This window comes from Stenotrophomonas sp. S4 (genome assembly GCF_054187805.2).
Map to the genome: position 1 here is coordinate 683,964 of NZ_CM196188.1, position 13,053 is coordinate 697,016.

At 67.5% G+C, this 13,053-nt stretch carries 10 protein-coding genes; 9 read left to right on the top strand and 1 reads right to left on the bottom strand.

What is annotated here, in order from left to right:
* The first annotated feature begins 544 nt into the window (after positions 1-544).
* From ACUZUJ_RS03035 to pncB, 3 genes are all read left to right on the top strand, one after another.
* Entirely contained in the window at positions 545-1,396 is an 852-nt protein-coding gene (locus ACUZUJ_RS03035) for a glycosyltransferase family 2 protein (protein WP_087921493.1), read from the top strand.
* Positions 1,393-2,232: a glycosyltransferase family 2 protein gene (locus ACUZUJ_RS03040; RefSeq protein WP_049443114.1), complete on the top strand. Its 840-nt coding sequence runs from the start codon at positions 1,393-1,395 to the stop codon at positions 2,230-2,232. The genes ACUZUJ_RS03035 and ACUZUJ_RS03040 overlap by 4 nt, the downstream gene beginning before the upstream one ends.
* Before the next feature lie 107 nt (positions 2,233-2,339).
* Positions 2,340-3,521: a nicotinate phosphoribosyltransferase gene (pncB, locus tag ACUZUJ_RS03045; RefSeq protein ID WP_049443115.1), complete on the top strand. Its 1,182-nt coding sequence runs from the start codon at positions 2,340-2,342 to the stop codon at positions 3,519-3,521.
* A gap of 16 nt (positions 3,522-3,537) precedes the next feature.
* Here the strand turns inward: pncB and ACUZUJ_RS03050 are convergent, their stop codons facing one another.
* Complete coding sequence (locus ACUZUJ_RS03050) at positions 3,538-3,903, bottom strand: fimbrial protein (RefSeq protein ID WP_014645902.1); 366 nt, start codon at positions 3,901-3,903, stop codon at positions 3,538-3,540.
* Positions 3,904-4,362: 459 nt separating this feature from the next.
* On the opposite strand from ACUZUJ_RS03050, the gene ACUZUJ_RS03055 reads away from it, so the two are divergent.
* The 6 genes from ACUZUJ_RS03055 to ACUZUJ_RS03080 all read left to right on the top strand — a co-directional run bounded on the left by ACUZUJ_RS03055 (position 4,363) and on the right by ACUZUJ_RS03080 (position 13,050).
* On the top strand, positions 4,363-4,902 hold the full coding sequence (locus ACUZUJ_RS03055) for a fimbrial protein (protein ID WP_049443116.1): 540 nt from the start codon (positions 4,363-4,365) through the stop codon (positions 4,900-4,902).
* 85 nt (positions 4,903-4,987) lie between these two features.
* Positions 4,988-5,716 carry a fimbrial biogenesis chaperone gene (locus ACUZUJ_RS03060; RefSeq protein ID WP_014035946.1) on the top strand — a complete coding sequence of 243 codons (729 nt, stop codon included), beginning with the start codon at positions 4,988-4,990 and terminating at the stop codon, positions 5,714-5,716.
* Positions 5,717-5,808: 92 nt separating this feature from the next.
* Positions 5,809-8,373 carry a fimbria/pilus outer membrane usher protein gene (locus ACUZUJ_RS03065; RefSeq protein WP_049443117.1) on the top strand — a complete coding sequence of 855 codons (2,565 nt, stop codon included), beginning with the start codon at positions 5,809-5,811 and terminating at the stop codon, positions 8,371-8,373.
* A complete protein-coding gene (locus ACUZUJ_RS03070; RefSeq protein ID WP_014035948.1) occupies positions 8,364-9,401 on the top strand; it encodes a fimbrial protein in 1,038 nt (345 codons plus the stop codon). The genes ACUZUJ_RS03065 and ACUZUJ_RS03070 overlap by 10 nt, the downstream gene beginning before the upstream one ends.
* A gap of 266 nt (positions 9,402-9,667) precedes the next feature.
* On the top strand, positions 9,668-10,852 hold the full coding sequence (wecB, locus tag ACUZUJ_RS03075; protein ID WP_049443118.1) for a non-hydrolyzing UDP-N-acetylglucosamine 2-epimerase: 1,185 nt from the start codon (positions 9,668-9,670) through the stop codon (positions 10,850-10,852).
* Positions 10,849-13,050, top strand: a complete 2,202-nt coding sequence (locus ACUZUJ_RS03080; RefSeq protein ID WP_458220874.1) for a hypothetical protein — start codon at positions 10,849-10,851, stop codon at positions 13,048-13,050. The genes wecB and ACUZUJ_RS03080 overlap by 4 nt, the downstream gene beginning before the upstream one ends.
* Positions 13,051-13,053 lie beyond the last annotated feature (3 nt).

Consider the following 13,053-nt stretch of genomic DNA (forward strand, 5'->3'; position numbering starts at 1 on the left):
GAGGCCGGAGCTGGAGCAACAGCAACAGCAACAGCAACAGCGGGTTTACTGAGGGAGGGCAGGGCGGTGTGGGTTGTCAGGACACGCCGTAAACCCGTCTTTGGGGGCTCGATGGCGCCATCCATGGCGCCAACGGTCCTGCCAACCCACACCGCCCCGCCTCTGACAGATTCCCGCGGCTGTTGGTAGGTGTCGACCTTGGTCGACACGGTAGATCCACGCCATGCGTGGATGCTTTTCGATTCCAGTTCGAAATATTCGATTCCGATGGAGATTCATCCACGCATGGCGTGGATCTACTGCAGATCGCGGAGATCTGTCGAAGGCGGGGTGGGTCCGGTTGCGGGGGTGTCCGCGGCATGGATGCCGCGGCCAAGCCCCCAGGGATGGGTTTACGGCGTCCCCCGCAACCGGACCCACCCCGCCATTCCCCAGGAACCCGCTCTCGCTCTTGCTTCGGCTCTGGCCTCTGCAGGTGCCGGGTGCAACCCGGCCGATACCCTCCCGGTGCTACGCTGTGGCCACCGACAACCACGGAGGCGGGATGGGGGCGATCGTGTTGTTGCCGCTGTGCGTGGACGATGCCGCGCTCGACCGCTGCCTGGCCGCACTGGATGCCGGCACGGCGCCAGGGACCGCGGTCTGGTTGGCCGATGACGCGCAGACCGGGCCGCGCGCGCAGGCGGTGGTGGAACACTGGTTGGCGCATACGCCGCTGCAGGCCGAGTACACCCGGCGCGCGCGGCCACTGGGCGAAGTCGCCCATCTGGACGAGATGCTGCGCGCCTGCGATGGCCTGGACGTGGCCGTGCTGGCGCCGGACAGCGTGCCATCACCCGGCTGGTTGCAGCAGTTGCAGGATGCCTTCGCCCGCGATGCCGCGATCGCCACCGCAACCCCCTGGTGCAATGCCGGCGAGACCGCCGCGTGGCCACGGCTGGGCGAGATCAATCCCGAGCCCCAGGACCCGGCCCTGCTGGCGCACACCTGCGCCACGTTGCCGACGCTGCACCCGGAGCTGCCATCGGCGGTCACCCACGCGGTGCTGGTGCGCGGCAACGCGCGCCGTCGTGCCGGTGGCCTGGACGTGGACAGCTATGCCGGCTGGAACGCGGCACTGGTCGACCTCAGCCTGCGCATGGCCGGCCTTGGCTGGCGCAACGTGCTGTGCGAGACCGCCTTCGTCAGCCGGGCAGGGGAGGCGGTCAGCCGCGATGGCGATCTGGAGGCCCTGGCCGCGCGCTGGCCGGCCTGGGTCCCGCGGCTGGCCGATTTCCTGATGCACGACCCGCTGCACGGGCTGCGCGCTGACCTGCAGCAGCGCATGCGGCAGGCGATAATGCCGAAGGAACAGGGCGACCTGTTCGTCCCGTCCGTGCCGGAGCCCCCCGTTTGAATGTTGCCATTGCCGCCATCGTCGTTACCTACCAGAGTGGCAGCACCATCGACGCCTGCCTCTCGCGCCTGCGCCAGGCGCAGGATGTGGCCGAGATCCGGGTGATCGACAATGGTTCGCTGGATGGCACCCTGGACATCGTGCAGCGGCATGCCAGCCACGATCCGCGCGTGCGCTTCGTCGGCAACCCGGACAATCCCGGTTTCGCCGCCGCCAACAACCAGGGCGTGGCCGACTCGCACAGCCCGTGGCTGGCCTTCATCAACCCGGACCTGATGGTCGAGCCGGACACGCTGGCCGAACTGCGCTCCCGCGCCGAAGCGCTGGGCGACTGCCTGCTGGGCGTTGAACAGGTGGACGAGCATGGTCATGCCGACGAGGCGGTGCGCCGCCGCGACCCGGATTTCCTGATGATGCTGCGTTCGCCCGGAAAGGGCTCGAAGCTGGCGGTTCCGCGAGAACCGCACCAGCCGCTGCAGCGGGTCCCTGCGCTGTCCGGCGCACTGCTGATGATGCCGCGCGCGCTGTTCGACCGTATCGGTGGCTGGGACGCGGGCTATCGCCTGCACGCCGAGGACCTGGACCTGTGCCGGCGCGCACGCGAGGCCGGTGCGGTGGTGGCGATCGCCAACGACCTGCAGGTCACCCATGTGCGCGGTGTCTCCAGCCGCTCACGGCCGTTCTTCGTGGAATGGCACAAGCACAGGGGCCTGTGGCGTTACTTCCAGAAGTTCGAGGCCGGGCAGCGTTCGCTGCCGGTGCGCGCGGCGGTATGGGCTGCGATCTGGGCGCATGCGCTGATGCTGGTGCCGAGGCTGCTGCGCAGGTCGCTGTAGCGCCCAGGAGCATCCATGCATGGCGTGGATCTACCAATGCTGTTCCCCGTGAGCCGAGCGTGGCCGCAGCCACCCCGGTTCACCCTGCCGGGCGCATAATCCGCCCCATGCCTATCATCCAGTCCCTGCTCGACACCGACCTGTACAAGTTCACCATGATGCAGGCGGTGCTCCACCAGCACCCCGGCGCCCAGGTGCAGTACCGGTTCAAGTGCCGTACGCCCGGTATCGACCTGGCAAGCTACATCGACCAGATCGACGAAGAAATCGACCACCTGTGCAACCTGCGTTTCAGCGACGCAGAGCTGGACTACATGCGTGGCCTGCGCTTCGTGAAGCCGGACTTCGCCGATTTCCTCGGCCTGTTCCACCTCGACCGCAAGTACATCCAGCTGCGCGCGTCGAAGGCCGTGCCCGGTGAGATCGAACTGGACATCACCGGCCCCTGGCTGCACACCATCCTGTTCGAAGTGCCGCTGCTGGCGATCATCAACGAAGTCTGGTTCCGCAACACCACCACGGCCGATTTTGCCGAAGGCGAGCGCCGCCTGCAGGCCAAGGCTGCACTGCTGCGCGATACCCCCGGCTTCGAACAGTGCCGCATCGCCGACTACGGCAGCCGCCGCCGCTACTCGCGGGATTGGCATGCCCGTCTGCTGCCGCTGCTGCGCGACGCGCTCGGCCCGCAGCTGGTCGGTACCAGCAACGTTCACTTCGCGCGCCTGTACGGCATGACGCCGCACGGCACCATGGCCCATGAGTACCTGCAGGCGTTCCAGGCCCTCGGCCCGCGCCTGCGTGATTCGCAGGTGGCGGCACTGGAATCGTGGGCGCGCGAGTATCGCGGCGATCTGGGCATCGCGCTGTCCGACGTGGTCGGCCTGGACGCGTTCCTGCGCGACTTCGACATGTACTTCTGCAAGCTGTTCGACGGCGTGCGCCATGACTCCGGCGATCCGTTCGACTGGGGCGACCGCATGCTGGCGCATTTCCAGCAGCGCCGGGTCGATCCGCGCAGCAAGGTGCTGGTGTTCAGCGATGGGCTCGACATCGCCAAGGTGATGCGCCTGTACGACTACTTCCGCGGTCGCTGCCAGGTCGCGTTCGGCGTCGGCACCCACCTGACCAATGATCTGGGCCCGACGCCGCTCAACATCGTCATCAAGATGGTCCGCTGCAACGGCCAGCCGGTGGCCAAGCTCAGCGATTCGCCGGGCAAGAGCATGTGCGACGACCCGGGTTACCTGGCCTACCTGCGCCAGGTCTTCGAGTTGCCGCAGCCGGAGTAAGACCGGCCTGCAGGGCTTACAGGTAGTCGACGACCACCAGGTAAGCGCCCTGCAGCGGCTGCTGCTTCGAAGCCTGCACGCTGTAGCGCTCGGAGAAGGCGATATCGCCGGCACGCATCGCGCTGGCCGACACCGACAGCTTCTGGCCCTGGCGCTTGCCATCGCGCAGCGTCGCGGCCTGGCCATCGGCCAGCGCCGTTACGGCCACCGTCGAGCCCTTGGCCGACGGCGGGCAGGCCGCCAGGCTCAGCTCACCCTGGGACAGGTTCGTCGTGCAGCCCGGCTCGGCGATGCGGCCGCTGAAACGGATGCTGCCGCTGCTGGCCTGGGCCAGCGCACTGACGGACATCAGGGCCACGCACAGCAGAATGGAATTCCTCATGACACGTTCTCTGGTTCGGTGTGTCCTAGTTAGCGACAGGTTCGATCCGCCTTTAATAGGACAAATCCGAATCTGCTAGGGCCATCACCAAGAAAGAGTGATGCGCATCAAATAAGCTGATTTCCACCTGAAAAAGGCCTGTTTCCGCGCCTGCCGAACGCGCCGCTCAACGCGTCATCCACGGTCGTCTGTGACCTGGCCGCCCCGCCGTCAAATCGTCCACGCGCCTCTGACTCCGATTCCGCATACCACGTCACATTTATGGCGTCAATGAATTGGCGTTCAGAAAAATAATGAGACTTTCATCACAGGTGTGCATATACTTGCGTCACGGATTCAGGGGAAGGTATGTCCGAGTCCGGCCACAGGTGAGACGCAAGGATGGGTCTTGTTAGCCCGGCAGTGCTCCTTGCTTCCTCCTCTACTTCTCATCTCTTCAGTAGGGTTAGGTAAAAGCGAATGCACAAGATCAATCTCATTGCCGCTCTGATGCTGGCCGCCGCTCCGCTGGCCGCCAACGCCGCCGACGGCACCATCACCTTCAATGGCAAGGTGACCGACAAGACCTGCACCATCTCGACCCCGGGCGGCAAGGACTTCGCCGTCAACCTGCCGACCGTGTCCAAGAACACCCTGGCCACCGCCGGTGCCGTTGCGGGCCGTACCCCGTTCGCCATCAACCTGACCAAGTGCAGCGCCGGCAACGTCGCCACCTACTTCGAGCCGGGTTCGACCGTCGACTTCAACAGCGGCCGCTTGGTCAACCAGGCCTCGGCCAACGCTGCCACCAACGTGCAGCTGCAGCTGCTGGGCTCGAACAACCAGTTCCTGCCGATCAAGGCTGCCGGCGCTGGCCTGGCCCAGACCAACTCGCAGTGGGTCACCGTCGGCACCGACGGCTCGGCCGATCTGAACTACTACGCTGAGTACTACGCCACTGCCGCCGCCACCCCGGGCGACGTCACCAGCAGCGTCAAGTACACGATCATCTACAACTGATCGTCGTCGTACCCGCATTGGCCGGCGTACGCGCCGGCCAGTGCTTCGCGGCCCCTGGCCACACCCCTCGAGCGTAGTACTTCCGATGAAAGCAATCTTTCCCCGGGCGCTGCTGCTGGCAGCGTTCACGCTGCCCTTCTGCCAGAACGCTCTGGCCGGCGTGGTGGTCAACGGCACGCGAGTGATCTATCCGGCGCAGGCGCGCGAAGTCACCGTGCAGGTCGACAACGTGGGCGATTCGCCGGCGCTGGTCCAGGCCTGGATCGACAGTGGCGACGCCAACCAGACCGCCGACAACAGCGATGCCCCGTTCGTACTGACGCCGCCGATCGCGCGCGTCGAACCGGGCCGCAGCCAGGCGCTGCGCGTGATCTTCTCCGGTGCGCAGCTGCCGACCGACCGTGAGTCGGTGTTCTGGCTCAACGTGCTGGATGTGCCGCCGTCGCCCGACAACGCCGACAGCGGCGACCAGAATTACCTGCAGGTCGCGTTCCGTTCGCGCCTGAAACTGTTCTACCGGCCGCAGGGCCTGAAGGGCGTCGCCAACGACGCGCCGGCAGCGCTGCGCTGGACCCGCACTGGCGATCGCCTGCGGGTGGAAAACCCCAGCCCCTTCCACGTCACGCTGGCCGAAGTGCATGCCGTGACCGGCAGCAGTGAAAAGACCGTCGAGGACAAGGGCGCCATGGTCGCGCCGAAGCAGAGCCTGGAGTTCACCGCACCGGCGGGCTCCGACCAGGTGCGCTTCATCACCATCAACGATTACGGCGGTCGGGTGGAGCACAAGGTCCGCCTCGGCAGTACCGGGGGCTGAACGCGCCGCGCCGGCCATGGGCCTGCGCATCCCGCCACCGCCGCCGTGCGGCGAATTGAAGGAATGTCAGTGTGATCGGAAACAGATTGACATTGTCGATCCACCAGGCGATCTGCCTGCTGGTTGCTGGCGTGGCCTGCCCAGGATGGGCGCTGGCTGCGCCGGCCAATCTCGGCGAACAGGCGCTGATGGCGCAGAGCGGTGCGGCCAATGCGCGTGCACCCGAGTCGGCCCAGTTCAACTCCAGCTTCCTCTCCGGCCAGGCCAAGCAGGTCGATCTGGCGTCCTTCACCAATGGCAACCCGATGGTGGCCGGCACCTACCGCGTCGACGTCTACGTCAACGGTGGCTGGCAGGGCCGTCGCGATCTGCAGTTCAAGGCCGATGAGCAGGGCCGCGTCGACGCCTGCCTGCCGCTGCCGATGCTGGAAGAAATGGGTGTGGACAGCGAGGCCGTGCTGCTGCAGCAGGACCCGACGCTGCCGACCGACAAGACCAGCTGCGTGCCGGTGCAGCAGCGCATGGCCAATGCCTACGGCATCTATGACAGCGGCAACCTGCGCTACGACCTCAGCATTCCGCAGGTGTTCCTGCGCCGCGAGGCGCGCGGCTACGTCAATCCGTCGCTGTGGGACCGCGGCATCAATGCGGGCTTCGTCGGCTACAGCTTCAATGCCATCGACAGCGACAGCCGCGTCGAAGGTGGCCAGCGCAACCGCAGCGCCTACCTCGGCCTCAACGCCGGCCTCAACCTGGGGGGCTGGCAGTTCCGCCACGATTCCAACCTGACCTGGTCCGAAGGCAACGGCCGCCACTGGCAGAGCATTGCCACCTATGCGCAGCGCGGCATCCCGCAGGTGCGCGGCATGCTCACCATTGGTGAGGCCTACACCACTGGCGAACTGTTCGATTCGATCGGCTACCGTGGTGCCAGCCTGGCCAGCGACGACCGCATGCTGCCCGACTCGCTGCGCGGTTACGCGCCGGTCGTGCGCGGCATTGCCGAAACCAACGCGCGCATCGAAGTGCGCCAGAACCAGCAGCTGATCTACTCCTCCACCGTATCGCCGGGCAGCTTCGTCATCGACGACCTGTACCCGACCGGCTACGGCGGCGACCTGGAAGTGAGCGTGATCGAGGCCGACGGCCGCCGCCGCGAATTCAAGGTGCCGTTCGGTTCGGTGCCGCAGATGCTGCGCGAAGGCGTGTCGCGCTACTCGTTGACCGCCGGCCAGGTGCGCAACAAGCTGCTGGCCGATGAGCCGTGGCTGGTGCAGGGCACCTACCAGCGTGGCATCGGCAACCAGTTGACCCTGTACGGCGGCAGTGCGCTGAGCGAAGGCTACCTGTCGCTGCTGTACGGCGTGGGCCTGTCCACGCGCATCGGTGCTTTCGCCGCCGACGTCACCCACGCACGGACCTCGTTCGACCACTACGGCGACCATACCGGCGCCAGCGTGCGGTTGAGCTACAGCAACATGATCGGCGAGACCGGGACCAACCTGACCCTGGCCGCCTACCGCTATTCGACCGAAGGCTTCTACAGCCTGCAGGACGCGCTGTATGGCCGTGATTCGGACAAGCGCGGCATCGATCCGACCACCCGTGGCCGTCAGCGCAGCCAGTTCCAGGTGACCCTGAACCAGCCGCTGGGCCGCCGTGGCGGTGCGCTGTACGTGACCGGTTCGGTGCGTGACTTCTACGACCGGTCCGGCACCTCCAAGCAGTACCAGGTGGGCTACAACAACGCCTGGCGCTCGGTGAACTACGGCTTCTCGGCGCTGCGCACCGAAGAAGGCGTGCTCGGCCGTTCCGACACCCAGTACCTGCTGTCGATGAGCGTGCCGCTGGGCCGTGGCACCCACCCGGTGTCGTTCAGCGCCGACCTCGGCGCGCGCGACCGCGGTGGCTACGACAACAGCCGCGTCGGCATCACCGGTTCGGCCGGCATCGACAACAACTTCAGCTACGGCGCAGCCCTGTCCGATTCCCGCGAGGGTGGCACCACCGCGATCGCCAATGCCGAATACCGCAGCCGCTACTCCGCGCTGAACGCCACCTACAGCCACTCGCGTGATTTCCGCCAAGCGTCGGTCGGCGCCAACGGCAGCGTGGTGGTGCATCCGGGTGGCTTCACCTTCACCCCGCAGCGTGGCGACACCATGGTGCTGGTCGAAGCGCCGGGCGCGCGCGATGCGATCGTCAGCAACGCGCCGGGCCTGCGCGTCGATGGCCGCGGCTACGCCGTGGTGCCGTACGTGTCTCCGTACCGTCTCAACACCGTCACCCTCGATCCGCAGGGCATGGCCCACGACGTCGAACTGGAGAGCACCAGCCAGTCGATCGCGCCGTTCGCCGGTGCCATCAGCTACCTGCGCTTCGATACCCGCAAGGGCAACGCGCTGCTGATCCAGGTGCGCAACGCCGATGGCCGCAGCATGCCGTTCGGTGCGCAGGTCAAGGATGAGCAGGGCCAGCCGGTGGGCATGGTCAGCCAGGGCGGCCGCCTGTACGTGCGCAGCGAGCACACCCAGGGCCGCCTGCTGGTGGAGTGGGGCGCCGGTGCCGACCAGCGCTGCACCATCGATTACCAGGTTCCGGCGGGCGCTGATGCGTCCAAGACCGGCTTCATCCCGCTGGAGGCAGCATGCCGATGATTTCTTCCCGTGGCCGCAAGGCGCTGGCCGCGCTGGCCGTACTGGGCGGCGTGCTGCTGGCACAGCAGGCGAGCGCCGCCTGCCGCATCCAGAACAGCTGGTTCATCGCCCAGGACGTGACCATGGACATGGGCCAGATCGTGATCCTGCCCAGCACCCCGGTCGGTGGCGTGATCAAGGAAATCAGCGAACCGATCACCCAGCAGAACAGCGTTGCCCGCTGCGATTCCTGGACCGGCGGTCGTTCGATCGGTGAGTACGTCAATGCGGCGCAGAAGCGCCCGGTGGCCGGCTTCTCGAACGTCTATGAAACCGATGTGGCAGGCGTCGGCATCCGCCTGTACCGCGATTCGGGCGCGATCCAGACCTACTACCCGCACTCGATCAACTTCGGTGGCGGTTCCGTGGTCAGCCTCATCGGTGGCCAGTTCCGCATCCAGCTGATCAAGACGGCTGCGCAGACCGGCTCGGGCGTGATCGCGCCGAACGGCCGCTTCACTACGTACTACTTCGACGGCGATGGCCCCGGGCGCCCGGTCCTGACCTCGACCTTCAAGGGCTCGGGCACCACCGTGGTCAGCCCGACCTGTGAAGTGCAGGCCGGCAGCCGCAACATTGCCGTCGATTTCGGCAGCGTGCCCAACACCACCTTCACCGGTGTCGGCTCCAAGGCCGTTGATCGCGACTTCGAGATCCGCCTGAACTGCCAGGGCAGCAACGTCGCCGCCTATCAGAGCAAGATCGGCATCCGCCTCGATGCCGACCAGGACAGCTCGAACATGCCGGGCGTGCTGAAGCTCAGCGCGGCCAGCAACAGTGCCACCCGCATCGGTATCCAGATGGTCCAGCGCGATGGCAGCACCGAGCGTGAAGTGCGCTTCGGCCAGACCATCAACGTCGGCACCACGGCGCCGGGTACCAGCGTCATGGCGCTGCCGCTGCGCGCGCGCTACGTGCAGACCCAGGCCGGTACGGTCGGCGCCGGTGTCGCGAACGGCCAGGCCACGTTCACCATCCAGTACGAGTAAGCCGGCTCCAGGCCACGCCCCTGCTGCGTTCCACCGCAACGTCGCCCGTTCCACGGGCGGCGTTGACTGCGTCTTGATCCTGCAACGATGAAGATCGATGCCACGACGCGCATGCAGACGCCTTAGTGTGATGTATGTCGCGAATTTGGAGTTTCCTCATGAGGTGACCGTCTCCTGCCTGCGGGTATTGGACGGCAACGCCGAAAGGATCCAGACGTGGCTACTGCTGTTTGCCCCCTTCCGCGCCGGCCTTCGGAAGCGCTCCGGTGAAGGTCCTGTCGGTATTCGGCACGCGACCGGAAGCCATCAAGATGGGGCCCCTGGTGCGCGCCCTGGCACAGGCTGCGGATATCGAATCGGTGGTCTGCATCACCGGGCAGCACCGCGCGATGCTCGACCAGGTGATGTCGCTGTTCGAGATCACCGCCGACCATGACCTGGATGTCATGGTGCCCAACCAGACCCTCAATGGCCTGTGCTCCAGGCTGTTCGAGCGGCTTGACGCGCTCTACACGCAGGTCCGCCCCGACTACGTGCTGGTGCATGGCGATACCACCACGGCGATGACCGCGGCCCTGGCCGCGTTCCACCACCGCATCCCGATCGGCCATGTCGAGGCCGGCCTGCGCACCGGCGACATCAACCGGCCGTGGCCGGAGGAGATGAACCGGCGGGTGGTCGATGTGGTCGGCCATCAGCTGTATGCACCCACCCCAGGCTCGCGCGCCAACCTGGCCCGCGAGCATCTGGGCGGGCAGATCCTGGTCACCGGCAACACCGTCATCGATGCCCTGCAGCAGACCGTGCAGCGGCTGGATGCAGATGCGGCATTGCGCGCGCAGGCCGACCAACCCTTCCACATGCTCGACCCCGCGCGCCGCCTGCTGCTGGTCACCGGCCATCGCCGCGAGAGCTTCGGCCAGGGCTTCGAGGACATCTGCCGTGCGCTGGCTGAGCTGGCGCGGCGGCCGGACCTGCAGGTGCTGTACCCGGTGCACCTCAACCCGAACGTGCAGGGCCCGGTCAACGCCCACCTCGGCCACCTCGACAACGTGCACCTGGTGCCACCGCAGGATTACCTGCGCTTCGTGCGCCTGATGCAGCGCGCCGACGTCATCCTCACCGACTCCGGTGGCGTGCAGGAAGAAGCGCCGGCGCTGGCGAAACCGGTGCTGGTGATGCGCGATGTCACCGAACGGCCGGAGGCGGTCGAGGCCGGCGTGGTGACGCTGGTCGGCACCACGCCCTCGCGCATCATCGATGCGGTCAGCGCGGTATTGGCACAGCCCCCGCAGCCGACCCGCTTCGACCCCGATGCCAGCCCCTACGGCGATGGCCGCGCCAGCGCCCGCATCGTCGCCGCCCTGCGCGGTGCGCCCCTTCCCGAATTCTCGCCCGGTCTCCGCTGTGGCGGTGCCGCCCACCTCCATCCGCATGAAGTGATGCCATGACCCAGACCGGCCGCTCTTCCCTGTTTGCTTCCGCTGCCGCGTTCGTCCTGTCGGGCGCGGTCGGCACAGCCCATGCCGCCGACAGCGTCGCCGGCCAGTTCGCCGAATGGAGTGGCGACAGCACGGTGAACCGGCAGATGACCCTGCGCGAACTCGGCTTCCGCCAGCCGCTGGTGCTGAGCGGGCAGGAGAGCCAGCGCGAGATCTACCTGCCGGTGCCGGCCGGCGTGGCCACCCGCGATGCGCAGCTGCAACTGGACGGGCGCTATGTGCGCGGCCACGCCGGGCGCACCTCGGGCTTGTGGTCGGTCGATGGCGATCCGATCGCCGCGCGTTCGATCACCGACGCGCAGGGCGACGCCAGCCAGCTGCTGGCCATCGATGGCGAACCCCGCCAGAACGGCTTCGTGCGGGTCGGCGTCGGCTGGTGGTCGATCGTGTCCGACTACCAGTGTGCCGACCAGAGCGCACCGGCCAACGTGCTGCGGCTGTCGCCGGACTCGCGCTTCAGCTACCGCTTCGATGGGCGTGCCGTGGATACCGTGGCCAAGGCCTGGGGCGCCCTGCCACCGCAGGTGCGCCTGCTGGTGGATGGCAAGGCGCTGCAGGCGCCCGCCTACGACGCGGCCTGGCGCATCGGTACCGCGTTGCAGGCCGGCGGCAAGCAGGTGCAGGTGGTGGCGCTGCCCAAGGTCGGTGACAGCGTCGACCTGGCCGGCATCAGCATCCCGGCCAGCCTGCAGGGCGTGCCGGCCTATGCCGCGCTGGCTACGGGCGAGCGTGCGCACGCGATCAAGGACCTGGCCGAAGTGGGGGCGCTGCTGTCGTTGCGCGACAGCGGGCCGCTGGCCGCCGATGTGATGATCGGCAGCGATGCATTGCGCGCCGGCGTGCGTGCGGCGCTGGATGCGCTGGCCGTACAGGTTGGCGCGGCGGGCGCTGATGCGGGCACGGCATTCGCCGCGTGGCGCGGTACCGACATGGGCGGCCTGGAAAAGCCCGCTGCCAACGCATCGGTCAGCGTGGTGGCCGTGGCCGGGCGTCCGACGCTGCTGGTCGACCCGGCGGCGGCGGGCAAGGTCGCCGGGCTGTTCGCCGAACAGTGGCGCAGCTATGCGCTGGGCCGCAGCCTGCAGGTCAGCGCAGCAGGCACGCCCAGACTGGACGGTGACCAGGTGCTGCTGAGCCGGCTCGGCAACATCGCCGGCACGATGGAGGTGGTGACCCGCGCCGATCGCAGCGCCAGCTTCGACCTCGGCGCGCTGTCGGCCGATGGGCGCCTGCCCGAGGAAGTGGTGATCGATGTCTCGGCGGCCCCCAACGCGGCCGGGCAGGGCGCGGTGGCGACGATCTACTTCAATGATTACCTGCTGGGCGGCAAGGTGTTGTCGGCCAACGGCCAGCCGCAACGGCTGGTGGCCAAGGTGCCGGCCTATGCCCTGTCGGCGCGCAACGAGATCCGTGTCAGCTTCCTGCGCCAGCCGGCACGGCCGTACTGCCACGATCCGGCCACCGGCTACCCGGTCTCGATCCTGCCCAGCAGCCACCTGACCCTGGCCAAGCGTTCGCTGGGCAGTGATTTCGTTGGTGCCAGCAGCCAGTTGTCGCGCGGCAACCAGGTGTTCGTGCCCGGCACCTGGCTGCAGGATGCGCCGGCCTCGCTGGGCAAGGTCATCGCGGTGGCCAGTGCAGTGGGCGCCTCGCCGGAAGCGTCGGAACTGAAGGTGGTCGACGCCGGTGCCGCGGTCAGCCCGGGCGCACCGTGGCTGGCCTTCGGCGTGGTACCGGCCGGTGTCGATGTGGCCGGCCTGAAGGAGGGCCACCTGCTGATCGGCGGCACGTCGCAGCCGCTGCTGGATGTCAGCGGGCTGGATCGTGCTGCCGTGGTGCAGGTGGGGTCGTCCGGCGGCCAGCTGGGCGTGCTCTACAGCGACCTCGGTGCGCAGGCACCGTCGTTCGGCGCGCCGTTCCGGCTGCTGCGGGGCGATCTTGCCGTGCTCGACGGCAGTGATGCCGTGCGCGAATTCGACCGCCAAGATCCCTATGGCACGCGTATCGCGCAGGACGGCAATCCGCAATCGAAGTGGGAACGGCACATGGTGTGGTTGCTGCTGCTGGTCGGCGTGATCGTGTTCGCGCTGCTGGCCGCCCGCGTTACCCAGGTGCGCCGCCGCAAGTCCGCCAACGCAGGGCACTGATCC